This is a genomic window from Kitasatospora cathayae, from assembly GCF_027627435.1.
GTDB lineage: Bacteria > Actinomycetota > Actinomycetes > Streptomycetales > Streptomycetaceae > Kitasatospora > Kitasatospora cathayae.
Genome location: NZ_CP115450.1, coordinates 4,148,895 through 4,173,515, shown reverse-complemented (window position 1 = coordinate 4,173,515; position 24,621 = coordinate 4,148,895). Strand labels below are relative to the sequence as shown.

The following is a 24,621-nucleotide window of genomic DNA, read 5'->3' as shown; positions in this document are numbered from 1 at the left end:
CGCCGGACCGCCTTGGCGGCGATACGGCTAACCCTGACCCTCCCCCAGCCTCCGGCCGGGGGTACCCCCATCGCGGGAGTTTCGTTTCCTCCCCCGGCTGAAGCCGGGAGTATCCACGAAAGGACTCCGATGACGACGGCGCCGGTGCGCCTGCCGGAGCACCTGATCCACCCGTTCGCCCCGGCCGGGCGGGCGAACCCGCACCCGGCGTACCGGTGGCTCAGGGACAACGACCCGGTCCACTACGACCCCGCCTCCCGGCTCTGGCTGGTCACCGCGCACGGCGACTGCGCGACGGTGCTGCGCGACCCGCGCTTCTCCGCCGCCCAGGGCCAGCGCGAGCGGGCCCGCGAGGACGCCCTGCCGCCGTCCATGCTCACCACCGACCCGCCGGACCACCACCGGCTCCGGGCCCCGGGGGCGCTGCTCCTGGGGCCGGCGGCCGTCCGGTCCGTCGCCGGCCTGCTCGCCGAGGACGTGGACGCGCTGGTCGACGCGCTGCCGGTGGGCGGTCGCGTGGACGCCGTCGCGGACATCGGCCGGCCGCTCGCCACCGCCGTGTACGCACGGCTGTTCGGGCTGCCCGCGGGGGAGCTGAAGCGCTTCGAGGCGCTCGCCCGGGCCGCCTCCGTCAACCTCGACCCGATGGTGCCCCCGGCCCGCGCCGCCCTCGGGCGCAGCGCGGCGACCGCGCTCACCCACTACCTGGACGGGCGCACCTCCTCGGTCGCGGGCAGCGAGGTGCCGCTGGCCGCCCTGGCCGCCGACGACCGGCTCAGCCGCGCCGAGATGCTCGGCATCCTCAACCTGGCCGTCATCGGCGGCTGGCAGCCGTTCGCCGAGTTCATCGGCAACGCGCTGCACCTGCTGCTGCCCGACCGTACGGCGGTGTCCTCCCTGGCGGGAGCCGACGAGGACCACGCCCGCCTCGCCGTGGACGAGCTGCTCCGGTTGGAGGCGCCGATCCCCTTCACCGCCCGGGTCACCACCGACCGGGTCGAACTGGACGGGGGCGTACTGCCGTCCGGCGCCCGCGTCCTCGCGGTGCTCACCGCAGCCAACCGCGACCCGGCCGTCTTCGCCGACCCGGACGAGCTGCGTTTGGACCGCAGCCCCAATCCGCACCTCGGCTTCGGCGGCGGCCCGCACTTCTGCCTCGCCGCCCCGCTGGTCCGCCGGACCGCCGCCCTGCTGCTGCCCCGCCTGGTCCGCCGCTTCCCGGCCCTGCGCGGGCCGGACGGCGCGCCGGACTGGGACCAGTGCCTGGTGCCGCGACGGCTGCGGGCCTTCCCGATCGACCTCGGGGGTGCGCTGTGACCACGTACGACGTGATCGTGGTGGGCGCCGGAGCGTCCGGCCTGAACTGTGCCCGACTGCTGTCCCGGGAGGGCCTGTCCGTCGTGGTGTACGAGGCCCGGGAGCGGCTCGGCGGGCGGATCCACACCCACCAGCCCGCCGACGGCGGCCCGCCGCTGGAACTCGGCGCCCAGGTGGTGCACGGGGACCGCAACCCGGTGCACGAGCTGCTCGGTCCGGGGCGCACCAGCGCCGTACCGCGCCGGGTCACCGCCCGGATCGTCGAGGGCGGCGCCGACCGTCCGATGGGCTCGCTGAGCTCCGGCCGCCGCGCCCCCTGGCAGCTGGAGGCCATGCTGTGGCGCAGCCCCGGCGTCACCGGCCTGTCCGTCGGCAGTCGGCTGCGCGCGTGCGGCAGCACCGGCGCCGAGGCGGTGGCCGCTCTCGAGTGGTTCCGGCAGAACTGGGCCGCCGACCCGGAGCAGCTGAGCGCCGCCGGCGTCGCCGAGGCGCACCGCGGGGACGACGTCGGCGAGGGCGAGTTCGCCGTCGAGGGCGGCTTCGCCCGGCTGCCGGAGCGGCTGGCCGAGGGCCTGGACGGGCGGCTGCGGCTCGGCGAGCCCGTCCGGGAGCTGGCGTACGAGCCCGGGCGGGTCACCGTACGGACCGACGCCGGGACTTCGGCGGCCCGCGCGCTGGTGCTCACCGTTCCCCCGGCCGTCCCGGTCCCCGGGCTGCCCGCGTGGAAGCTGGCCGCCGCCGCCGACCTTCCGGCCGGGGACGGCTGCTGCGCGGTGATCACCCTGGACCGGCCCGCATCCGACACCGTGATCGTCTTCGACGTCGACGGCCGGACCGGGTTCACCCGTTGCACCGCAGGACGCCCCGAGGTGCTGGTGGTCGCCAAGGCCGGCGCCGCCGCCACCCTGCGCGCGGCCGGAGCCGACCGTACGGCGCTGTCCGCCCTGCTGGCCACCGCGCTGCCCTGGACCTCCGGCGCCGCCGTGCTGGACGTCGCGGTCGCCGACTGGGGCCAGGACCCGTACGCCGCAGGGGCGTTCACCGCGCCCCGGGCCGGCCTGGAGGACGCCGCCCGCCGCTGGGCCGAGCCGGTGGACGACACGCTGTTCTTCGCCGGCGAGGCGACCGTCGCGGGCGAACGACTGCCCTGGGTGCAGGGCGCCCTGGCGAGCGGCGAGCGGGCCGCCGAACAAGTCCTCAAGGCACTTCGATGAACGCGAGCCCCATGACTGTGCACCACGGCTGGTACCTGCTGGCCTTCCGATCCGAACTCGCCGACGAGATCACCCCCTTGGCGGTCGGCCCGCGCCGCCTGATCGCCGCCCGGGAGGAGGGGCGGGTGCGCGTGTTCGACGCCTCCTGCCCGCACCGCGGCGCCCACCTGGGCTACGGCGGACGGCGCGAGGGCGACTGCGTCGTCTGCCCGTTCCACGGCAAGCGGATCGGCCTCGGCGACCCCTCCAAGCACTGGTCGGTGGCCGAACACCGGGTGCTGGAGTGGGGCGACGCGTTGTTCGTCCGGCTCTCCGACGACCCGGACGGCGACCGCGGCTTCGAGCAGGCGGTGAAGGGCTGGGAGACGGACTACCCGCTGGTCGCGGCCGTCAGCCTGCCGGTGGACGTACCGTCCGAGTACGTGGTGGAGAACGCCTTCGACCCGGACCACTTCAAGGCCGTCCACGGCGTGCCCGGCAACCAGGGGATGGCCACCCGGACGGGCGAACACGGTGAGCTGGTCATCGAGGGCAAGTTCCTGATGCAGACCTCGCCCTGGCAGGACGCCCGGCGGTTGGAGGAGATCCGCTGGGAGGCCGTCCGGACGGGGCGCGTCCGCTGGGACTACAAGCCGCGCTTCCACGCCCAGGCGTTCAGCCCCAACGTGGTGGTCACCGAGTTCGGCCCGGAGGCGGAGCGGCAGGTGATCGTCACCGGTTCCGTGCCCACTGCGGACGGCGGCTGCACCGCCCGGGTCGCCATCGGCGTGCGCTCCGACCAGCGGGCAGCGCTGCCCGCCCTGCTCAGCGGCAGCGAGAAGGCACTCGCCGAGGACAAGGTGGTGTGGGAACACCTGGACCACGCCATGACCCCGCGCTACGACGCCCGGGACGAGCCCGTGCTCGCCTTCCGCTCCTTCTGCACCGACTTCGGGAGACTCGATGCCTGAGGGCCTGCACCTGCACCGCACCGGCAGCGGCCCTGCCGTGCTGTGGATCCACGGCTACACCATGGACTCCACCACCTGGCAGCCCCTGTGGGACCGCCTCCCCGGCTACACCCACATCGGCGTCGACCTGCCCGGCCACGGCGGCTCCGCCCCGCTCAGCCCGGGGCTCACGCTCCCCGCCCTGGCCGGGCAGCTGGCGGACGTTCTGAAGGAGACCGGCGCCCGCTCGGTCGTCGCACTCTCCTTCGGCTCCATGTCGGCCCTCCAACTCGCCATCCAAGAGCCGTCGTCGCTCGACCGCCTGGTACTCGCCGCCCCCACCCTCGCCGGCACCCCCAACGAGGACTCCGCCCGCGTCCGCTACCAGCAACTCGCGATGCTCTACCGCATGGTCGGCCCCGGCGAACAACTCGCCGACCTCTGGATGCAGTCCCCGCCCGACATCTTCACCGGCACCCAGCGCCACCCCGCCCTGCGCGCCGCCCTCCGCGAGGTGGTCGCCCGCCACAGCTGGGCCGAACTCGGCAACCGCGCCATGGACACCCTCACCGCCCACCGGCACACTCCCGAGGACCTCCGCCGCATCACCGCCCGCGCCCTGGTGGTGCTGGGCGACGAGGACATGCCCGCGTTCGTCCGCAACGCCGAACTCCTGCGCGACACCGTCCCGGATTGCAGGCTGGAGACGCTGAAGGAGACCGGCCACCTCCCCCTCCTGGAACGCCCTGAGGCCTGCGCCGAGTTGATAGCCGCACACCTGTCCTGATCGCCGTGCGAAAGCGGCCCGCTCCCTGCCACCGCAGGGAGCGGGCCGCTTCGGTGCGCCGCGCTAACGAGTGTCGGCGGGACCGTCCACGTCCGTGGAAAGGGCCAGGTCCTTGGTCGCCTCCACCTCCGCCAACCGTGTCGTGAGGGCCTCCTGCACCAGGTGGTACGCGTCACTGCCCAGGAGCAGACGGCGCGGAGCGGGCTCGACGTCGACGGAGTCGATGATCGCTGCAACGATCTTGGCGGGGTCACCCGGAACGGGGAACTCGCCGGCCGCCGCAGCGCGGCGCATCTCCCCCACCGGCGTGTCGTCGTAGACCGCCATCGGCTCGGCCTGAGCGGCGCTGGAGCCGGCGAACTCGGTGCGAGCGCTGCCCGGTTCGACGAGCGTGACGCCGATCCCGAACGGCGCGATCTCCGGGATCACGGACTCGAAGAAGCCTTCGATGCCCCACTTGGTCGCGTGGTAGAGGCTCAGGTTGGGAAACGCGATCTGGCCGCCCATGCTGGACAGTTGGAGGATCCGGCCGGCGCCCTGGGCCCGCAGGTGCGGGATGACCGCGCGGGTGACGCGGATCGACCCGACCAGATTGGTGTCGATCTGGCGGGCGATCTGCTCGTCCGTGAGCTCCTCAGCGGCCCCGAACAGCGCATACCCGGCGTTGTTGACGACCACGTCGATGCGTCCCAGGTCGGCGAACGCCTCGTCGACGACGGTGCGCACCGCCACCGGGTCTGTCACGTCGAGAGCGCGCACCCAGAGCCGGTCCCCGTAGCGCTCGGCCAGCTCGGCCAACCCGTCCGGCCTGCGCAGAGTCGCCGCCACCCGGTCGCCCCGCTCCAGCAGCGCCTCGGTGAGGCGACGCCCGAATCCGGACGACGTTCCGGTGATGAACCATGTCGACTGATGCATTCCCGCGCCTCTGATGTGTCGTTCCGTCATATTCCTTGACCTCCAGTGAGGTTAGCGATCCCGCCTTCCCCCCGTCGAGCGAGCCGGAACAGCGATCGTTGACGTCGCAAACGCGCCAGCTCCAGGGTGGGGCCGCTGCTGGACTGGTCGCATGCCCAGCACTTCCCTTCCCGCCTCGCCCGCTGCTGCCCGTACGTCCACTCGGGGACTGCTTCGCGGCTGGTTAGCGGTTGCCTCCGTGATGACGGGGATCTTCTCCGTCGTGACCACCGAGATCCTGCCGATCGGCCTGCTCACCCCGATCGGCGCCACCTTCCGGATCTCGGACGGCACGGCCGGGCTGATGATGACCCTGCCGGGCATCATCGCGGCCGTCGCCGCCCCGGTCGTCACCGTCGCCGTCCGGCGGGCCGACCGGCGGGGCGTCCTCTGCGGCCTCATGCTCGCCCTCGCGCTCGCCGACCTCGTCAACGCGCTCGCCCCCGGTTACTGGGCGGTGCTCGCGGCGCGGGTCGTGCTCGGGGTCGTCATCGGCGCGTTCTGGTCGATCGGGGCCGGGCTCGCCCCGCGCCTGGTGGCGGCGGAGCGGCAGGCGCGGGCCAACACGGTGATCTTTTCGGCGGTCCCGCTGGGCTCGGTCCTCGGCGTGCCCGCCGGTGTCCTGCTCGGCCACCTGGCCGGGTGGCGGGCCGCCTTCGCCGCCATGGCGGTGCTGAGCCTCGCCGTGTCCGCCGCCCTCGCCGCGACCCTGCCCCCGCTGCCGCCAGAGGCCCCCACCCGCCTCGCCGTCCTGCGCGGGCTGCTCCGCACCCGTGCCGTCCGCGCCGGCCTCGCCATCACCCTCCTCCTGGTGACCGCCCACTTCGGCACGTACACCTACGTCACGCCGTTCCTGGAGGACGTCACCCACGCCGGCCCGGACGCCGTCACCGCGCTCCTGCTCGTGTACGGAATCGCAGGCGTCGCGGGCAACTTCGTCGGCGGCCTCTGGGCGGGGCGGCGCGCCACGTTCACCATCGCGATCAGCCTGCTCGCAGCCGCCGTCCTGCTCCTCCCCGTCCTCGGCACGGCCTGGCCGGGCGCAGCGTTGCTCCTCGTCGCGTGGGGCCTCGCCTACGGCGCCGTCCCGGTCTGCGCCCAAGCGTGGTTCGTCCGCGCGGCCCCGGACACACCAGAAGCGGCCACGGTCATCTTCACGTCCTCCTTCCAGGCCACCATCTCGCTCGGCGCCCTGGCCGGCGGCGCCGTCGTCGATACCTCCTCGCCGTCGGTGGTGATGCTGCTCGGAGGATGCGTTGCACTCCTCGCCGCCGCAGTGACCCACGCTGCCGCTTTGCGGGATCAGTAGGAAAGCCGTACGAGTGTGGCCTGCTCCCTGCCACGGCAGGGAGCAGGCCGCTTCGATGTGCCGGTCAGCCGAAGGGCAGGACCTGGGTGCTGCCGCCGGTCAGGACGCGCTGGTACTCACTCTCGCCGTTGAGCGAGCGGTAGTTGAGCACCGGATCGCCGGCCCGCACGAGGGTGGTCGCACATCCGAGGCACCAGGGCTGGGGCGGCTGCACGTCGAGATCCTCGATCGCCGCAGGAGCGGAGCACTGGGTGCAGGCCGCCATCGGGTCCTCCCCGGGGTCAGGCCCAGGTGGAGCCGCACGCGGTGCAGCCCCATCGGCCGTCCATGGTCTGGTAGGTGGCACCCGATCCGCAGACCGGGCAGGCGCGGGCGCTCGGCTCGTCGGCCCGCTCCAGCAGGGTACTGGGCACCCGGATGGTGGTGGGCCGTTGAGAGGAGGCCTGGGTCAGGCCTCGGTGGTGGCGGCGAACGTCACGGGTGCCTCGTGGCCACCCGGACCTTCGCCTTCATCACGTCGTCCGCGACAGCCTTCAGCACCCCTCCAGCGCGATCCTCTGCACCCTCCTGCCCTTCGCGCTCCTGCTCGCGCTGCTCGCCTGGAGCGGTGGCCACAACCGTCCGAGCCGGCAACCCACTTCACCTCCGACCTCCACCCCCTGAAACGCAGAGGAGCGGGAAGTCGGCCCGGCCGACTTCCCGCTCCTCGATGCGATGGCTACTCCGCCAGGAAGGTGTCGGTGAAGCTGGTGCCGTTGGAGCCGAGGGCGCTGGTGCTGGCCTCGTAGACGCCGTTGGAGCTGGGGTCGAGGGCGACCGGGTTGTAGGAGCCGAGGGACCGGCCGTTGACGGTGGCCGAAGTGAAGGTCAGCGTACCGAAGTTGGGGTAGGACCCGGTCGGGGACTCGATGATGACCTCGGCGCTGGTCCGCTGCGCGGAGATGGACTTGGTGGTGCTGTAGGTCCAGCCGCGGGTGGAGTCGGTGAGCTTGAGGGTGTAGCGGCTGCTTCCGATGTAGGTCACCGAGGCGCTGATGTGGTCGCCGGCCGACACCGGGTACGAGCTGAGGCTCAGGTAGACCGGGCTCGACGGGTACATCTCGTACCAGGCCTGGTTCACCGGGCTGCCGCTGGAGCAGTCGGTGGCGACTCCGGTCTGCTCGACGGAGGAGGAGCCGTACCCGTCGATGCCGACCCAGGGGGCGTAGAGGTCGTTGGTGGAGTTGCAGGTCGCGTCCGGCTCGGTCCAGGAGGCCGAGACCGAGGTGAAGCCGCTCCCGGTGGCGGCGTAGCCGCCCCAGTTGTAGCCGTTGGTGTTGTACTGCAGGGGGCGGAACGAGAGGCCCTGGGCGGCCGCCGCGGTGGTCGGTGCGGCGGGGGCGGCGAGGGTGGTGGCTGCGGCCGCGAGGGTGGCGACGCGTATCAGGAATCTGCGCATGCTGGCTCCTTCGTGGGGGACGAGCAGGAGGTTCAAGCGCCAGCCCGGGCCGTTGGGGCGACCGTTGAGGGGCGGCAGTACAGGATCGCCGACCTGTCATGATCCGGGCAAGGGGTGTGCCGCGATTGATTGCATGTGAAACAGTCCGTTAACGCAAGGGCTTGACGATGCATCGAGGAATCACGGGAAGGCCCGCGCCCTTCAACGCGGGCGCGGGCCTCCTCGGCCTCTCTCCTCGGGCTCAGATCACCCGCACCGGGCGGACCTCGACCAGGTCGCCGGGCGCCGCGGGCATCCAGCGGGCCCAGGACACGGCTTCCGCCTCGTCCGCGACGTCGATGACCCACAGCCCGCCCAGGTGTTCGTGCCCCTCCCGGTAGGGCCCGTCCGAGACCGGTGTCCCGGCGCCGCCGCCGGGCACCACCAGCCGGGCGCTGCAGCTGCGCCGCAGCCCGCCGCCGTAGCGGACGGTGACCCCGGCCTCGTGCAGCGCGCGCCCGAACCGCACGTGGGCGGCGTCGAGTTCGGCCTGTTCGGCCTCGCTCAGTCCGTTCCAGACCCGCTCGTCGCCGTGAATGAGCAGGGTGTATTCCATCGTTCTCTCTTCTCCGCTTACCTACTACATCTGCCGGTGTGCCAGCCGCGCGAACAGCCCGTCCCGGTCGGCCAACAGTTCCTCGTAGCGGCCCTGTTGGACCACCCGGCCCTGGTCCATCACGATGATCCGGTCGGCTTCGGCGACGGTGGACAGCCGGTGGGCGATCACCACCCGGGTCGCGTTGAGCCGGCGGGTGGATTCGGTGACCAGGCGCTGGGTGGGGTTGTCCAGCGCACTGGTGGCCTCGTCGAAGAAGACGATGCGGGGGCGCGAGACGAGCGCGCGGGCGATCATCAGGCGTTGCCGCTGGCCGCCGCTGAGGGTGCTGGTGCCTTCGGAGAGGACGGTGTTCATGCCCATCGGCATGGCCGCGATGTCCTTGTCGATGCCGGCCATCTCGGCTGCGGCCCAGGCGTCGTCGAGGGTGTGGTTGGTGGAGCCGACGATGTTGGCCTTGATGTCGCCGGCGAGCAGGGCGCCGTGCTGGAGGACGACGCCGCACTGGCGGCGTACGGCGGAGACCTCGAGTTCGCCGAGGTCCTGGCCGTCGTACAGCACGGTGCCGCTCTCCGGCCGTTCGAAGCCGAGCAGCAGCCGCAGCACGGTGGACTTGCCGCTGCCGGAGGGGCCGACGATCGCCACGAACTCGCCGGGTTCGATGCTGAGCGTGACGTCCTGGAGGGCGGCGGGGCCGTCCTCGCCGTAGCGGAAGGTGACGTGGCTGAGGCCGAGGCGGCCGGAGAGGTCGCCGGGGTCGGCCTTGGTGTCGTCGACCTCGGGCTTCTCCTCGAGGATCGGCCGCAGCCGTTCCAGCATCGGGACGACGCCCATCGCGGTGACGGCCGCCGAGGTGAACTGGAGGCTGGAGGCGATCAGCAGGTTGAAGGCGGTGAAGAAGGAGAGGAAGACCGGGATCGGCACGTCGCCGTCCAGCGGGCCGGCGATGACGCCGAAGATGACCACCGAACACACCAGCGGGAAACCGGCGTTGAAGGTGGTGACGGCGTTCTGCACCCGGCGCGAGGAGGCGGCCAGGCCGCGGCCCTTGCCGAGTTCGGCGGCCCACACCCCGAACACCCGGTCCTCGGCCGCGGTGACGCGCAACTTGGGTACGGCGGTGAGCAGTTGGAAGACCCGGGCGGACATCGCCTGCTCGTGGGCGTACAGCCGGCGCTGCCAGCGGACCTCGAGCCGCCCGGCGGCCAGGCCGACGCCGACGCCGACCAGCACCAGCAGGGTGGCGAGTGCGGCCAGTCGCAGGTCGTAGAAGTAGACCAGCACCAGGTTGGCGAGCCCGGTCAGCAGCCCGAGGGTCGCCGTGGTCATCATCCCGGAGAGGGTCTCCTGGGCGGCGCTGACGCCGAGCACCGTGGTGCCGAGCTCGCCGGTGGAGTAGTCGGCGAAGAACGGCGCGGGCAGCGACAGCAGCCTGGTCCAGACGCCGACCTGCATGGCGGCGGTGGAGCGGCTCTCGATCCGCAGCACCGCGATGTTCTGCACGATGGACAGCGCGGCCACCGCCATCGCGGAGCCGATCACCACCAGCGCGCCCTCGGTGATCAGGTTGCGCTGGGCGTGGGCGACGAAGGTGCCGAGCACCTCGCCGGTCATCACCGGGACGAGCAGGCCGATCAGCGCGACCAGGGCGGCCATCCCGGTGAACATCCACAGGTCCTGCCGGTTGTTGCGCAGGCCGAAGCGGAGCAACCCGGCGACGGTGCGCACGGCGGCGGGCAGCGGCCGGTAGAGCACGGTGGCCTTGTTCTGCAGTTCGGCGGCGAGCTTCGGGGTCAGCGGGGTGACCTTGCCGCCCTCGGCCAGCACGTAGCCGTTGCCGAGCGGGAGCAGGGCGACCGGGGCGCCGGCCTTGCGGTAGCCGACCATCGCGCCGAGGTCGTTCTGCCACCACTTGCCGTCCAGTCGGACGGAGCGGGTGCGGACGTGGGAGGCCAACGCGATCGCCTGCAGCCGGTCGAGCCGGCGGTCGTGGCCGATGCCGGCCACCGGGGCGGTGACGGTGAAGCCCTCGTGGGCGGCGACCAGCCGGGCGGCGGCCAGGGTCGGCTCGTCGCCGGTGGCGTCCCCGATCCGCAGCCGGGAGGCGGTGTCGCGCAGGATGGTCTCGAAGCCGCGGGCGGAGTCGGCGAGGGTGCCGGCGTCGCGTTCCCGGCGGGTGGCGATCAGCTCGGTCTCGGCGGTGCGGCGGGCCTCGATCCGGCGGTCGACGGCGTCCAGCAGCCGCCCGCAGTGGGCGGCCAGGCGCTCCCAGAGGCCGCCCTGGTCGAGCAGTTCGCGCGGGGAGCGGGCCCGTACGGTGGCCGGGCCGGTGGCGACCAGCCAGTCCCGTTCGGTCAGCAACACCTCGGCGCCTTCGGTGAGTTCACCGTCGGAGCCTTCGGGCACCTCGACGCTGCCCTGCTCGACCCGCACCCACTGCAGGCCGTCCACCGAGCGCAGTGCCTGGCCGCGCTTCAGGACGGTCGGCTCGACGGGGTCGAGCGGGGTGAACTCGCGTGGCGGCAGGGTGTCGCGCAGCGCACCGGCGAGCGCGGTGAGGCCGCGGGCCAGCCCGGTGAGGAACTGGTCGGCGGCTCCGGAGGTGCCGCCGGACGCGGCACCGAGCAGCCCCTCGACCCGGGAAGTGGCGAGGAAGGACAGTTCGGCGCCGAGCACCGGCCGGGCGACGATGCCGCGCCGCGCCCCGGCGGCCGCCGTGCCGGGCACCAGGGTGCCCGCCTCGATCCGGCAGAGGAAGTGCCAACGCCCTTGGGGCGCACCGGAGTCGAGCTGGACGGCGAACAGGTCGACGGCGCCGGAGCGGACCAGCAGCAGCCGTCCGGGGTCGTCCAGCACGAGGTAGCGTTCGCCCGAGGGCTCGGCCGCCTCGGTGAGTATCGGCGAGAAGACCTCCACGGCAGTGCTCATGCGTCCACCTCTCCCCCAGCCTCCGGCCGGGGGGACCCCCACCGCTCGGCAGCCGCTTCGCTCAACTCGCACCTTCTGATGGTTCGCTCGCTTCGCTCCCTCACAGTTCGTCCTCCTCCTCGCGGCGCGCGGACTCGATGAGCGCGGTGTAGTGCCCGCCGAGCGCCAACAGCTCGTCATGGGTGCCGCGTTCGACGATCGAGCCCTCCTGCAGCACGATGATCTCGTCGGCGTCGCGGACGGTGGAGAGCCGGTGCGCGATGATCAGGCAGGCGCAGCCGCGGCGGCGCAGGTTGTCCATGATCACCCGCTCGGTCTCCGGGTCGAGCGCGCTGGTCGCCTCGTCCAGCACCAGCAGGGTCGGCTCGCTGGCCAACGCCCTCGCCAGTTCCAGGCGTTGGCGCTGTCCGCCGCTGAAGTTGCGGCCGCCCTCCAGCACCGGGCTGTGGATGCCGCCGGGCCGGGTCATCACGGTGTCGAAGACGGCGGCGTCGCGCAGCGCGGCGGTGACCGCCTCGTCCGGGACGTCGTCGTTCCAGAGCGTCAGGTTGTCCCGGACGGTGCCCTCGAACAGCGAGATGTCCTGGTCGACGTAGGCCAGCGAGGAGGCCAGCACGGTGCGGGAGATCTCCTCGCGCGGCCGCCCGTCCAGCAGGATCCGGCCGGACCACGGGGTGTAGAGCCCGGTGAGCAGCCGGCCCAGGGTGGACTTGCCGCTGCCGGAGCCGCCGACCACGGCGACCCGGCGGCCGGGGACGACGGTCAGGCTGAGGTCCTTGATGATCGGCTCGGAGAGCGGGCTGTAGCCGAAGCGGACGTCCTCGAACTCCAGGGTGCCGTCCAGCTTGGGCCCGGCCGGCGGCTCGGGCCTGGCGAAGGCGGCGGCCACCGGGTAGCGCTCGACGTCGTACAGCCGCTTGATGTCGGCCGTGACGTCCTGCAGCCGGCCGCCCAGGTTGGTGAGCTGGGTGACGGGGCGGCTGAGCGCGGCCAGCAGGGTCTGGAAGGAGACCAGGATGCCGACGCTCATCGCGCCGTCCACCACCCGCTGGCCGCCGACCAGCAGGATCAGCCCGCTGTTCAGCGCGGCCAGCATCGGCGGCACCACGGTGAGCACGGCGCTGGGGATGCCCAGCTTCTGCTTGGCGGTGACGACCTTGGCCAGGAAGCCGGCCCAGCGGCCGAAGGCGTCCTGCTCGGCGCCGGTGGCCTTGACGGTCTCGATCAGCGAGAGCGTGGTGAAGGTGGTCGCGGTGAGGTTGCCGCGGTCGGTGCGCAGCGCGGCGACCGCGTCGGTGCGGGCCCGGGCGACGGCCTGCAGCACGACGACGTTGAGCAGCGCCATGCCGACGCCGACCACGCCGAGCAGCAGGTCGTAGCGGATCAGCACGGCCGCGTAGAACAGCACCAGGCCGAGGTTGATCACGGTGAGCGCGAGGTCGCGGGAGAGGATCTCGGCGACCACGTCGTTGCCGGAGACCCGCTTGGCGACCTCGGCCGGGCGGCGCTGCAGGAAGAAGTCGACCGGCAACCGCAGCAGGTGCCGGAAGAACCGGGCGGAGCTGACCAGCCCCATCCGGATCTCGATCCGCAGCAGGTAGTGCCGCTGGACGGAGGTCAGCACGAAGACGACCACGGCGGTGGCGGTCATGGCGGCCAGCAGCGGGAGGAGGTAGCCGCTCCCGCTGCCGGCCAGGACCCGGTCGATGAACACCCGGGTGTACGCGGGGATCGCGATGCCGGGCAGCACCAGCAGCAGGCTGGCGAGCAGCACCAGCGGCATGGCGCGCCCGGTGGGCAGCCGGCGCTCCAGCAGGGCGCGGCCGATGCCGCCCTTGTCGCCGCCGGGCTCGAAGTCGGGGCCCTTCTCGAAGGAGAGCACGATGCCGGTGAAGCCGGAGTCGAACTCGTCCCACTCCATTAGCCGGGGGCCGCTGGCCGGGTCGTTGACGGCGACGACGGTGCGGCCGTACCGGGTGCGGACGCCCTCGACCACCATGAAGTGCTGGAAGGCCCAGAAGATGATCACCGGGCCGTCGAGGTCGCGGAGGTTCTCGGCCTCGGTCTGGTAGCCGCGGGCCTTGAGCCCGTACGTGCGGGCGGCCTCCAGCAGGGTGGAGGCGCGGGCGCCGTCGCGGGAGACCCCGCAGACGCCGCGCAGGTCCTCCAGCGGGACCCAACGGCCGTGGTGGGCGAGGATCATGGCGAGGCTGGCGGCGCCGCACTCGACCGACTCCATCTGCAGGACGGTCGGGACGGCGTGCCGCCAGCGCCGCGGCGCGGCCGCCCGGGTGGGGCGGCCGCGGCGCGGCTTCTTTTCGGGTGCGGGAGCGGAGGCCGGGGTGGTCTCCGGGATCGTGGCTGTCATCGGAGCCCCCTCTCAGCGGCCGAGGATCAGGTTGAACGGGGTCTGCCGGCCCACGTTGATCGTGGCGGTGACGGCGACCTGGGTGCCCAGCGGGTTCGGCGGGCCGCTCTGCGAGGTCCAGGCGAAGCCGCTCGGGGTGTCGGGGTCGGGCGTCAGGTCGACGACGACCAGCCGGGGCGCGTCCTTGCCGAGGTAGCGCTGGGCGGCGAGGTCGCCGCCGACCAGGCCGGAGACGGCCTCCTTGGTGAGCGCGTACGGGCTGACCGAGCTGACCGTGCCGCGCAGCAGGCCGAAGGCGCCGGCCGGGCTGGTGGACACGTTGAGGTCCACCTGGTCGCCGGGCCCGAGCCCGACGGTGCGGGTCGCGGGCACGAAGACCATCGCGACCAACCGCTCCTTCGGGTCGTCCACCCGTTCGACCGAGGCGACCGGCGAGCCGGGGGCGACCACCTGCCCGTCGGTGACCGACAGGCCGACCACCCGCCCGCCGAACGGGCTGGTGATCTCCCGGCTGTGGCCCTCGGTGTCCTCGACCCGGACCACCGACTGGCCCTGCCGGACCTGGTCGGCGGGCTTGGCGAGCACCGTGCGGACCATCCCGCCGAACGGGCTCTGGATCATCGCGGTGCCGTGCGGGTGGGTCAGCAGGCCGGGGGCGTCCACGGTGATCGGGATCTTCCCGGTGAAGGTCCACAGCAGTGCGGTGGCCATGGTGATCATCACGACGAACAGGGCGATCCAGCCCCGGGGCGCGGCGAGCAGGGTCGGCGAGTCGAGCTCGTCCGGCTCGCGCATCCGCTGCAGCGCCTTGAAACGGAACTTCATCGTCTTGCTTCTCTCCGTGGGACGCCGACGTCCTGGCGCAGCGTCGGGGGCCGGCTGCCGATGACCAGCTCACCGACGCTGCCCTCGGTGAAGTAGTCGAGGCCGCTGGCCGCGGCGAAGTCGGCCGCGTCGCCGCCGCCGAGGCCGCAGACCGCGAGGTCCATGGCGGTGCCGACCAGGTAGAGGGTCTGGTAGAGCGCGCCGACGTGCTTGAGGATCAGCGGGTAGGCGACCGTCTCGTACTTCCACATCACCCGGCCGAAGCGCGCGGTGACCAGCAGCACCACCTGGGGATCGGTCTGCATCAGGCTGGACTCGCGGGCGCTCTTGACCAGTTGGGCGGTCGCGGCGCTCGGCTCGCTGACCAGTTCCAGCTCGTGCCGGTCGGTCGCGTAGTGCCACAGCCCGGGCTCCAGACCCGCGCAGGAGGTCACCAGCGGGTACAGCTCCAGCTCGTGCACCGCGCCGCCGCTCGGGTACGGCCGGTCGGCCAGCTCCTGGCCGTCCCCGCCGGTGAAGGTCTGCCGGCGGCGGGCGCTGCGGTAGAGCAGCTCGCCGAGCTGCTCCAGGGTGATCGGGGTCTGCTCGTCGTGGTCGCGCACCGAGCGGCGCTGCTCCAGCACCTCGGTGAACGGCCGGTCGGCTCGGGCGAGTTCGTCCAGGTCCGGGACGGGCAGGGCGACCTTGCGGCCCGCGAACGGCGCCGGGGAGGCCGGCTCGGGGGCGAAGCGGTCGCCGAACCGGTAGGTGCCGCCGTACCCGGCCACGCTGGTGGGCCGGCGGGTGCGGGAGTGGAAGGCGAGGTCGGCGGCCGTCCACTGGGCGAAGCGCTGCTCCTCGGCCTCCGGCTCGGCGCCGGGGGAGCCGTAGGCCAGCAGCCCGGCCGCGGCGAACAGCCGCAGGGTCTGCCGGACGGCGTCCAGCGGGAGCCCGTCGGGGAGTTGGGCGAGCGCGGCGGGGCTGGTCCAGCCGGCCAGGGCGGCCAGCAGGCCGGCGGCCCGGGTGGTCAGCTGGACGGCCAGCGGGCTGCCCGGGGCGCGCACCAGCAGGGCGCCGCCCTCGACCGAGGCGGAGGCGAAGCGGGACAGCTTCACCTGCCCGGTCGGGTCCGGGGTGGGCCCCGGCTCGGCGGCGCCCCGGCCGACCGGACGCAGCCGGGCCAGCGGCTCGTCCGCACCGTCGAGCACCAAGTGGACGGAGTGCTCCAGCATCCCGGCCGTGCCGAGCCGGCGGCGGGTCAGCTGCCAGCGCAGCAGCCCGGCGTCGCCGTCCCGGGCCGCGACCAGGGCGGCCAGTTCCTCCTCGGTCTGCTCCCCGGCGGCCAGCGCGGCCACCGCCTCCATGGCGCCGGGCGCCAGGTCGGGCAGGTTCAGCGCGCCGACCGGCGCGGTCAGCCGGACGGCCTTGGGGCCGAGCGGGGTGAGCGCGCCGTCGGGGCGCAGCCGCAGCCGGCGCACCGTACGGGCGGTGGCGGGCAGGTCGATCCCGTCGAGGGCGGTGGCCGTCGCGGGGGTCGTGGCGGTGGTCATCTCGTCTGCACCCGGCCGTTCCTAGAAGAAGACGTTCTTCGGGTTGAGCTGCTCCTCGGTGTGCGCGGCGGCCAGTCGGCCCTGGCGCACCGGCACGTCGTAGAGCCGGCCGGGGGCGAGGCGGCGCCAGAAGTGGCGCATGCCGGGGGCGATCACCTTGACCACGGCGAGGTCGAGGTCGGGGCGGCTCTGGTCGAGCACGATCACCTCGACGCCGGCCCGGCGGGCGCGCTCGACGCAGTCCCGGACGTGTCCGGCGAGGTCGTCACCGGTGAGCGGGGCGAAGTCGGCGAGGGTGCTGGCGGGCTGGGCGCGGTCGGGCAGCAGCCAGGGCTCGCCCGCGATCGTCGCGGTCCTGCACCACTCCAGGGTCTCCAGGTCGTCGGTGCGGTACAGGGTGTTGCCGTTCTCGTCCCGCCGGTCGACGAAGGGGAGGAACTGGTTGACCTCGGTGAGCGCGCGGATCGCGGCGATCTTCGGGTCCGGGTGGGCGCCGAAGCCGACCATGATGTCCTCGACCTCGTGCTTGCGCCGGGAGATCGCGGCGAACACCGGCACGCCGAGGTCGGAGGTGATGTCCAGGACCCACAGCTCGCGGTCCACCGAGGCGTAGAAGGCGCGCATGGTGTCCACGTACGGGTCGTTCAGCGAGTCGAGGTCGAACTCGGGCTGGGCGGTGCGGTTGTACCACCACAGGGCGACCGCGTCGCGCTCGACGACCTCGCAGAAGCCCTGCAGGATCGCCTCCTCCAGGGTGTTGCCGCTGGCGCAGCCGTTGGAGTCGCCGACGCAGTAGAAGTGCTGCTGGAGGTCGGGGTGGCCGTACCAGGCGTAGCCGGAGGGGACGAGGCGCTCCTCGTCGTGGGTGAGCGACCAGGCGCGGGTCCAGTCCAGTTCGGCGTCGACCGGGAACGGGTCGGGCACCAGGTGGAGCCGGTGCTTGGGGTCGGCGTTCCACTCGGCGCGGTTCGCGAACTGGGCGTCGGAGAACTGCAGCAGGGCGTCCATGTGGACGGCGACGGCCGGGTCGAGGTCGCGGTAGGCGGCGCGCACCACCGGCTCCTCGCCGCGCCAGACCGCCGAGTAGCGCTCGATCGCCTCGCAGATCGCGCTGACCTTGGCCTGGATCTCGGAGCGGCCCTTGCCGCCGCTCTGGCCGCGCATGTTGCGGCGCAGCAGGTCCATGTTGTCGTTGACCATGGCGAAGTTGTGGCCGGCGGTGAAGCTGTAGGTGATGCCGTTGCCGGTGTCCTCGTGCGCGCCGAGGCGGGTGATCGCGCCCAGGTGCGGGCTGATGTGGTGCTTGAGCCGGTCGTAGGTGAACTGCGGGGCCTGGACGCGGTAGCCGCCGTCGGTGGTGTGCCGGGCCGGGCTGGGCTGCAGGACGACCTTGGGGCTGCGCTCGGTGAGCAGCGCCGGGTCGCCGCAGCTGGGGCACTGGGGCTGGCGGACCAGGGTGTGCTCGGTGGTCTGCAGGGTGTTGAGGTCGAGGCTGACCATGGTGCCGGACAGCGCGGAGCAGCACTCGTCGGCCAGGATGCGGGCGGCCTCGGTGGCGAGCAGCTGGGCGGTCATCGCCGGGCCGGCCGGGATCGCGGCGCGGGTGGGGTGCAGCGGCACGGTCTCGCCGCGCTTGCCGGCCAGGTACCGCTCGACCTGGCGGTTGCCGCTGATCCGCTGGGCCAGGCAGCTCCAGCAGCCGGTCTCGCCGGGGCGCAGCAGCGGGCCGAGCCAGGGGGAGGTGCCGGTGGGCTTGGCGAGCAGCCAGGGGCGGCCGTCGGCGAGCCGGGCGGTGTTCAGCCGCTCCAGGGCGCGGTCCAGGTAGTCGTCGGTGAGGGCGACGACCAGGGTGTCCGGGCCGGCCGCGACGGCCTGGTCCTCGGTGACGGCGCGGGCGCGCAGGCCGGTGGCGGTCAGCGCCTCGACCAGCGGGGTGGCCTCGGCGGCGCCGAGGGCGAGCACCAGCAGCTCGGTGGCCCGGGCGGCCGCCAGCGCGACGGCCGGGTCGACGCCCTGGGCGTCCCAGTAGGCGAGCACGTGGTCGGGCAGGTCGGGCCGGCCCTCGGCGAGGTGCCCGGCCGCCTCGTAGCGGCGCAGCGCGGTCAGCGCCTGACCGAGGCCGATCTCGCCGCCGAGCTCCTGGAGGATCTCGGCGACGGTGCGCCGTCCGTCCAGGTAGGGCAGGAGGCGCACCGCGGCGGCTCCCGGGACGAGGTAGTCCTGCCCCTCTCCGAGCAGGAAGACCTTTTCGCCCACCGTCTCGGTGAGGAAATGGGCCTTGAGCCGCGGACGCTCCATAAGTCATCCCCCTGTGTTCACAAGTTCGTTGCGAGTATTCGAACACGGCGTCAAATGGCCTGTACATACTGCATATTCGGCGGGGCGGTCGAGTTACGCATCGCGCGGAATTGCGTATTCCGTCGGACCGGTACGTAGTCCCGTACGTATTCGGCCGGAGCGTTGACAGGGGGGCGCCGCAGGCGATACTGGTGTGTCCGCGCGACGGGGTATGACGGGGGGTTGCGGTGCCGACTGGGGTTTTGCTGCACCGGGAGACGGAGCTGGCGGAGCTGGCGCGTGCGGTGGCGGGTGCCGGCGCGGGCCGTTCCGCGGTCGTGCTGGTCAGGGGCCCGAGAGGGATCGGGAAGAGTGCGCTGCTGCGCGCCGCGCTGGCCCGGATGCCGGGCGAGGCGGTGGTGCTGCGGGCGCGATGTCACGACAACGAGCGGGACTTTCCGTACGGCGTGGTCCGTCAGCTCTTCGATCCTTTCATGCGCATGACAAACAACCCGGAGGCGACCCCGCAATTCCTGGGCGAATCGCCCGGGGAATTCCTCGCCGAGGCCCTTCCGGAGGCCCTTCCCGGGGGCGCCCCGACGGCACATCCGGCGGGTCCCGAAAGTGTCGGAAACGGGCGCGAACGGGTCCTGAACAACCTTTTCCACGCGGCCCGTTCGCTCACCTCACGAACACCCGTGGTGATGGCCGTGGACGACCTCCACCTGGCCGACGAGGAGTCCCGGCAGTGGTTCTCCTACCTCGCCCGCCGGCTCGACGGCCTGCCCGTCGCCCTGCTCGCCAGCACCGCCGACGAGGCGGCCGACCCGCTGGCCGCCGAACTCGCCGCGCTCCGGCACGCCCGCACCCTCACCCCCGGCCCGCTCTGCGACAGCTGCGTGGCCGACCTGGTGGCCGAGGAGTTCGACGCCCCGGTCGACCCGGAACTCGCCGCCGTCTGCCACAACCTCTCCCGGGGCAACCCACTGGTGGTCGAGGAACTCACCGCCCGGCTCGCCGCCGCCCGGATCTCGCCCGGCTCGCCCGACCTCGACAAGGTGCTGCGGATCGGCGCCGGGACCCTCGCCGACACCACCCTCAGCTGGCTGCGGCAGAGCCACCCCCGCGCCGCCGAACTGCTCACCGGCCTCGCCGTGCTGGGCGCCGACGCCGACCTCGCCACCGCCGCTCTGCTCACCGGCCAGGGCGAACTCCTCGCCGACGAGGCCCGCGAGGCGCTGCGCCGCACCGACCTGATCGAACCCGGTCCGCCGGAGACCTTCCGGCACGAGCTGGTCCGCACCGCCGTCCTGGCCCGCACCGACCCGCGCGTCCTGGTCGCCCTGCACGAGCGGGCCGCCGCCCTGCTCGCCCGGCTCGGCGCCCCGGCCGCCCGCACCGCCGAACACCTGATGTCCTCCGGCACCACCGGGCTGGACTGGGCCGTCCCGGTGCTGCGCACCGCCGCCCGGGAAGCCGCCGCCGACGGCCACTGGGACGACGCCGCCCGCTACCTCCAGCGCGCCCTCGCCGACGCCGCCGACCCGGAACTGGTCCGCTCGCTCACCGGGCAGCTCGGCACCGTCGAACTCCACCGCGACGTGGCCGCCGCCGCCCGCTGCGCCGCCGGCCTCGCTGCCGGCGCCCCCGACCCGGTCGAACGCGCCCGGCTGCTGCGGCCGTTCGCCGGCCCGGTGCTCGCGCTCAGCGCCGCCGGCGCCGCCGCCGTCCCCTCCGCCGAGGCCGCCGCGGCACTCGCCGGCACCCCCGCGCCCCCCGCCGAACTGCTGCTGCCGCTCGCCGCCCAGGCCGTGCTGACCGGTCGGCGCACCGCCCTGCGACCCGCCCTCGCCGCCCTGCGCGCCCACCCCGCCGAGCCCGCCGCCACCGGCATGCTCGGCGCCCTGGCCGCGCTGGCCGCCGCCGGGGGCCAGCCCCGTACGGCGGTGCGGCTGGCGGCGCGCTGCGTGCGGCGGGTCTCGCCCGCCGAGGCCGGGACGGACGTGCTGGGTGCGGCGATGGCCTACGCCTGGACCGGGCGGCTCGACGAAGCCGCCGCCTGGGCCGGCCGGGTGGTCCGCTCCGCCCAGCGCTGGAACCACCGCGGCGAACTCGCCCTCGCCCTGCTGGCCCGCTCCGACATCGCCCACCGGCAGGGCCGGCTCGACGCCGCCCTCGCCGACGCCGAACAGGCCGCCGAACTGGCCCGGCGGATCCGGGCCGAGGACCTCGCGGGCGCCGCGCGGGCGCTGGCCGTACGGGCCCGGCTGCGCCGGGGTCTGCCGGTGGACGCCGCGACCGCCGACGCCGAGCCGGCCGCGGTCGAACTGCCCGCCGAGGCCCACCCGTTGCTGCGCGCGGTGGTGCTGGAGGCCCGCGGCCTGGTCGCCGCGCACCGCGGCGACCACCAGCAGGCGCTGCGGCTCTTCCTGGAGTGCGGGCACCAGCTGGCCGCCCGCGGCGTGGCCAACCCGGCCTGCGTGCCGTGGCGCAGCCACGCGGCGCAGGCCTACCAGGCGCTCGGCGAGCACGCCGCCGCCCGGACCATCGCGGCCGACCCGCTGCCCGGCGGCGACGCCCGGCCACGCCCGGCCGAGGAGCGCGGCGGCCCGGCCATCGGCACCCGCGACGCCGGCCCGGTCCGGCTGACCCCGAGCGAGCGGCGGGTCACCGAGCTGGTGCTGCAGGGCCTGAGCAACCTGGAGGTCGCCGAGCGGCTCTGCCTCAGCAAGCGCACGGTGGACACCCACCTGGGCCGGATCTACCGCAAGCTGGCGATCAAGGGCCGGCCCGAACTGGGCGCCGCGGTCAAGGCGTTGTAGCGACGTCGTGGATCAAGCGGGGACCAGGCCGAACTCGGCCCCCCACGGGTCGCGCAGCACCGGCGGCTCCTCCGCGCCCGGCCGCACCAGCCGGGCGCCCAGCCCGACCGCCCGGCGGACGGCGTCCGCCGGGTCGGCCGCGCCGAAGAGCGGCAGCCAGCACGGACGGCCCTGGTCGCTCTCCACCACCCGGGCGTAGCCGAAGCCGTCGACCGCGAACTGCCCGTCCGCGCCCAGCCGGTAACCGAACAGCGGCCCGTAGAAGGCCTCGGCCTGGATGGCCGACGGCACCCGCAGCTCGTGGCCGCAGATCGCGCCCGGTTCGTCGGCGAGCACCACGCCCTCGGCCCGCGCGCCCTCCCAGAAGCCGACCGTGACCCCGGAGGAGTCGACGGCGAGCAGCAGCCGCCCGTTCTCCCCGGCGGGCACCGGCGGCATCACCACCCGCCCGCCGAGCCGGCCGACCTGCACGCAGCAGTGCTCCGCGTCCTTGGTCGCCAGGTAGACGTTCCACGCGGCCTGCGGCGGCAACCCCACCGGGGCGGCGCCGAAGCCACCGATGATCTCCCCGCCCAGCACCACCAGCTGGTAGTCCGGCGACTCGGTGACGAACTCCCAGCCCAGCAGCGCCGAGTAGAACTCCCGGCTGCCGCTCAGATCGGGAGTGATGCAGTCAGCCCAGCACGGAGCGCCGATGGCATAGCTGGTACGTCGAGGCACGGCTCGTCCTTCTCCTTGGTCATGGCTTGATCGATCAGACCGGCCGCCTCCTCCGCCCCGCTCACGCCGGGCAGGTGCAGGCAGTGGGTCGGCGCCCCGGCGAGCGCCCCGCTGGACCCGGCCGGCCAGGTGTGGGTCGTGAACTCCCATGGTGCCAGCCGGACTTCCTCGTCGATGCTGCGGCAGAGCCGGACCAGCGAAGGGGGAGCCAGCCGGGCCCGCACCGGCACCACCGGGCCGAGGCTCTCCGGCCGCACCAGCAGCACCTCGCCGCCGACCGGCGAGGTGACGGTGCGCCACATCCCGTCCGGCAGCCCGGCGCCGCGCAGCCAGGCCGCGGCCGGTCCGCGCGCCTCCAGCGGCGCGAGGTAGGGCAGTACGTGCCCGGTGCGACGGTCCAGCACCAGCAGCCGTCCGGAGACGAACTCCCAGGAGCGCTGCGCCAGCGCGGCGCCCACGTTGGCCTGCTCCGAGTACGGTCCGCCGACCAGCGCCACGGTGGCGCCGCCCTTGGCCAGCACCACGGCCTGGGCCAGGCAGAACCGGTCCTGCAGCGCCGCGAACGGCGGCACCGCGGACGGGACGTTCCCCCAGCCCCGGAAGGTGCGCCGCAGCAATGGCGTTCCGTCACTGCGGCGCACCAGGAAATCGCCGGGAGCGTCCTTCCCCGGGGTCCGGGAGAATTCCACCCACAGTTGGTCGGGATCCCGGGAAATCCCGGTGAGGTGCGGTCCGAAATGGAACGAGATCTCGTCGCGGTCGGCCTGGACGAGGGCGATCTCGAGGCCGAAGAAGTTCAGCACAATCGGCTCGATAACCGGCACTGGTGCTCCTGGCGGTTTGTTGCACATTCAATTTATGCGGCGGTCCGAAGTCCCGCCGACGGACCTTCGTCACCGTCCGGCCGGGCTGCCCGTCGGTCCGGTCGTGGCGAGGAAGGAGTCAGGTGCCGTGGCCTGCGGAAGCGACCGTCACCAGTGCCAGTCGCCCGGGGTCGCGGCGCCGCCGAGCGTCGGCAGCTGGGGCTGGCGCGGCTGGGTGGGCAGGTGGTTCGTGAACTGCTGCACCGAGGCGGTGGTGGGGCCGGCGGCAGGCGCGGCGTGCGCGGATCCGGCCAGGACGCCACCGGCGACAGCCAGCGCGGCGGCAGCGGTACAGGCGAACGTGCGGCAGGAAATCAACATGGAGGTCCCCCAGGACATGTGTGTTTCGGAAGCGGGTGCCGGCCGGTTCCACGACCTCGTCGGTCGACCATCGGTGATGACGGTCCGTGGTCATCGGCGGGCCCGGCTGGGGAGCTCGCGGCTCCCCGACAACCGAAAGTCTGGAGGAAGTCGAGGGCTATCGGAAGGTGTTCGGGGCGGCAGGAAGATCACCGTGGCACCTTGGTGCCATTGCCGCCCCATGACCTTTATCGCGACCGGCCGATCCGGGGCCCCCGGGGGAAAGGCATACGCGGTTGTCCTGACCTGTCCGTCCTGGCATGATCGGGCAGCGGGCTTCGTCCGGCCAGGGGCCGGAAATCGGTACGGGCTGCGGGGGAGTGGTGCGCCGATGACGCGGGAGATCGACGATGCCGCGCAGGCGGTCTATCGGTTGATGCTGACCGACCATCAGCTGGATGTCGAGGGTCTGGCCGGAAAGCTCGGCCTGACCGAGGAGCAGGTCCGGGCCGCCCTCGACCAGCTCGCCGGCCTGCGCCTGCTCCGCCCCTTCGAACCCTCCGGGGACGAAGCTCCGGGCGAGCCGTCCGGCGGCCTGCGGCCGGTCGACCCGAGGGTCGGACTGCCGGCCCTGCTGCGGTACTACGAATCCGTCCAGCAGCGCGCCCAGTTGGAGTTCGAGCAGCGCCAGGCCGAGATCTCCGGCATGCTCGCCCAGTTCCGCGACGAGTCGGCCCCCGAGGACAGCCAACTGGAGCGGCTGCTCGGCACGGCCACCGTGCACGCGAGGATGGAGGAACTGGTCGGCTCGGTCCGCGAGGAACTGCTCACCTTCGCCCCCGGCCGCGCCCGGTCCGTCGCCTCGCTCCAGGCCAGCCGCCCCGACAACGAGAAGCTGCTCGCCCGCGGGGTGACGATGCGCACCGTCTACCTGGACGTGGTGCGCAAGGACCGGGCCACCGTCCAGCACGCCGAGTGGCTGACCGGACTGGGCTGCGAGATACGGACGGTGCCCGCGCTGCCGCTGCGCATGCTGGTCATCGACCGGCAGGTCGCGCTCGTCCCGATCGACCCGGCCAACACCCTCAAGGGCGCCGTCCAGATCTCGTCACCGGGCGTGCTCGCGGCGCTGGTCTCGCTGTTCGAACAGATCTGGTCCGACGCCACCCCCTTCGGCGCCCCGTGCGAACGCGACGAGGAGGGCCTCACCCGCCAGGAACAGGAACTGCTGCGCCTGCTCGGCCAGGGCTACACCGACGAGGCGGCCGGCAAGCACCTCGGCGTCTCGCTGCGCACCACCCGCCGGATGATGGCCGATCTGATGGACCGCCTCGGCGCCCGCAGCCGCTTCGAGGCCGGCCTGCTGGCGGGGCGGCGCGGCTGGCTCTGAGCCGGCTCCCGGGGCGGGGTGATCACCCGTCAAAACGGGCTGATTGATGGCAATCC

Annotated in this window: 20 protein-coding genes; 7 read left to right on the top strand and 13 right to left on the bottom strand. The window is 73.5% G+C overall.

What is annotated here, in order from left to right:
• Positions 1-129: 129 nt before the first annotated feature.
• The 4 genes from O1G21_RS18430 to O1G21_RS18415 are packed head-to-tail and all read left to right on the top strand — an operon-like array spanning position 130 to position 4,247.
• Positions 130-1,317, top strand: coding sequence for a cytochrome P450 (locus tag O1G21_RS18430; protein WP_270145226.1), 1,188 nt, complete (start codon positions 130-132; stop codon positions 1,315-1,317).
• Entirely contained in the window at positions 1,314-2,531 is a 1,218-nt protein-coding gene (locus O1G21_RS18425; protein ID WP_270145224.1) for a flavin monoamine oxidase family protein, read from the top strand. Before O1G21_RS18430 ends, O1G21_RS18425 begins: the two co-directional genes overlap by 4 nt.
• Positions 2,532-2,542: 11 nt before the next feature.
• The gene (locus tag O1G21_RS18420; protein WP_270145223.1) at positions 2,543-3,481 is read left to right on the top strand and encodes a Rieske 2Fe-2S domain-containing protein; all 939 of its coding nucleotides are present in this window, start codon (positions 2,543-2,545) and stop codon (positions 3,479-3,481) included.
• Complete coding sequence (locus O1G21_RS18415; protein ID WP_270145221.1) at positions 3,474-4,247, top strand: alpha/beta fold hydrolase; 774 nt, start codon at positions 3,474-3,476, stop codon at positions 4,245-4,247. The genes O1G21_RS18420 and O1G21_RS18415 overlap by 8 nt, the downstream gene beginning before the upstream one ends.
• Positions 4,248-4,310: 63 nt before the next feature.
• Here the strand turns inward: O1G21_RS18415 and O1G21_RS18410 are convergent, their stop codons facing one another.
• Positions 4,311-5,162, bottom strand: coding sequence for an SDR family oxidoreductase (locus O1G21_RS18410; protein ID WP_270145219.1), 852 nt, complete (start codon positions 5,160-5,162; stop codon positions 4,311-4,313).
• A gap of 151 nt (positions 5,163-5,313) precedes the next feature.
• On the opposite strand from O1G21_RS18410, the gene O1G21_RS18405 reads away from it, so the two are divergent.
• Entirely contained in the window at positions 5,314-6,510 is a 1,197-nt protein-coding gene (locus O1G21_RS18405) for an MFS transporter (protein ID WP_405000667.1), read from the top strand.
• Positions 6,511-6,574: 64 nt separating this feature from the next.
• On the opposite strand, the gene O1G21_RS18400 is transcribed toward O1G21_RS18405, so the two are convergent.
• From O1G21_RS18400 to O1G21_RS18360, 9 genes are all read right to left on the bottom strand, one after another.
• Entirely contained in the window at positions 6,575-6,775 is a 201-nt protein-coding gene (locus tag O1G21_RS18400; protein WP_270145215.1) for a hypothetical protein, read from the bottom strand.
• Positions 6,776-6,791: 16 nt separating this feature from the next.
• Complete coding sequence (locus O1G21_RS18395; protein ID WP_270145213.1) at positions 6,792-6,923, bottom strand: eL43 family ribosomal protein; 132 nt, start codon at positions 6,921-6,923, stop codon at positions 6,792-6,794.
• A 305-nt stretch (positions 6,924-7,228) separates the two neighbouring features.
• Entirely contained in the window at positions 7,229-7,948 is a 720-nt protein-coding gene (locus O1G21_RS18390; RefSeq protein ID WP_270145211.1) for a G1 family glutamic endopeptidase, read from the bottom strand.
• Between the two features lie 241 nt (positions 7,949-8,189).
• Positions 8,190-8,543, bottom strand: a complete 354-nt coding sequence (locus tag O1G21_RS18385) for a YciI family protein (protein ID WP_270145209.1) — start codon at positions 8,541-8,543, stop codon at positions 8,190-8,192.
• Positions 8,544-8,567: 24 nt separating this feature from the next.
• Positions 8,568-11,471, bottom strand: coding sequence for an NHLP bacteriocin export ABC transporter permease/ATPase subunit (locus O1G21_RS18380; RefSeq protein ID WP_270145207.1), 2,904 nt, complete (start codon positions 11,469-11,471; stop codon positions 8,568-8,570).
• Between the two features lie 100 nt (positions 11,472-11,571).
• Positions 11,572-13,839, bottom strand: a complete 2,268-nt coding sequence (locus O1G21_RS18375; RefSeq protein ID WP_270145206.1) for an NHLP family bacteriocin export ABC transporter peptidase/permease/ATPase subunit — start codon at positions 13,837-13,839, stop codon at positions 11,572-11,574.
• A 12-nt stretch (positions 13,840-13,851) separates the two neighbouring features.
• The gene (locus tag O1G21_RS18370; RefSeq protein ID WP_270145204.1) at positions 13,852-14,664 is read right to left on the bottom strand and encodes an HlyD family efflux transporter periplasmic adaptor subunit; all 813 of its coding nucleotides are present in this window, start codon (positions 14,662-14,664) and stop codon (positions 13,852-13,854) included.
• Positions 14,661-16,193, bottom strand: a complete 1,533-nt coding sequence (locus O1G21_RS18365) for a SagB family peptide dehydrogenase (RefSeq protein ID WP_270145201.1) — start codon at positions 16,191-16,193, stop codon at positions 14,661-14,663. The genes O1G21_RS18370 and O1G21_RS18365 overlap by 4 nt, the downstream gene beginning before the upstream one ends.
• Before the next feature lie 21 nt (positions 16,194-16,214).
• Positions 16,215-18,491 carry a TOMM precursor leader peptide-binding protein gene (locus O1G21_RS18360; RefSeq protein ID WP_270145199.1) on the bottom strand — a complete coding sequence of 759 codons (2,277 nt, stop codon included), beginning with the start codon at positions 18,489-18,491 and terminating at the stop codon, positions 16,215-16,217.
• Positions 18,492-18,718: 227 nt separating this feature from the next.
• On the opposite strand from O1G21_RS18360, the gene O1G21_RS18355 reads away from it, so the two are divergent.
• The gene (locus O1G21_RS18355) at positions 18,719-21,292 is read left to right on the top strand and encodes an ATP-binding protein (protein ID WP_270145197.1); all 2,574 of its coding nucleotides are present in this window, start codon (positions 18,719-18,721) and stop codon (positions 21,290-21,292) included.
• 12 nt (positions 21,293-21,304) lie between these two features.
• Here O1G21_RS18355 and O1G21_RS18350 read toward each other — a convergent pair whose 3' ends face one another.
• The 3 genes from O1G21_RS18350 to O1G21_RS18340 all read right to left on the bottom strand — a co-directional run bounded on the left by O1G21_RS18350 (position 21,305) and on the right by O1G21_RS18340 (position 23,196).
• Positions 21,305-22,012: a VOC family protein gene (locus O1G21_RS18350; protein ID WP_270145195.1), complete on the bottom strand. Its 708-nt coding sequence runs from the start codon at positions 22,010-22,012 to the stop codon at positions 21,305-21,307.
• On the bottom strand, positions 21,946-22,836 hold the full coding sequence (locus O1G21_RS18345) for a hypothetical protein (protein ID WP_270145193.1): 891 nt from the start codon (positions 22,834-22,836) through the stop codon (positions 21,946-21,948). Before O1G21_RS18345 ends, O1G21_RS18350 begins: the two co-directional genes overlap by 67 nt.
• 147 nt (positions 22,837-22,983) lie before the next feature.
• Positions 22,984-23,196: a hypothetical protein gene (locus O1G21_RS18340; protein ID WP_270145191.1), complete on the bottom strand. Its 213-nt coding sequence runs from the start codon at positions 23,194-23,196 to the stop codon at positions 22,984-22,986.
• A gap of 370 nt (positions 23,197-23,566) precedes the next feature.
• On the opposite strand from O1G21_RS18340, the gene O1G21_RS18335 reads away from it, so the two are divergent.
• Positions 23,567-24,565 (top strand): helix-turn-helix domain-containing protein, encoded by a 999-nt coding sequence (locus O1G21_RS18335; protein ID WP_270145189.1) that lies wholly within the window; start codon positions 23,567-23,569, stop codon positions 24,563-24,565.
• Positions 24,566-24,621 lie beyond the last annotated feature (56 nt).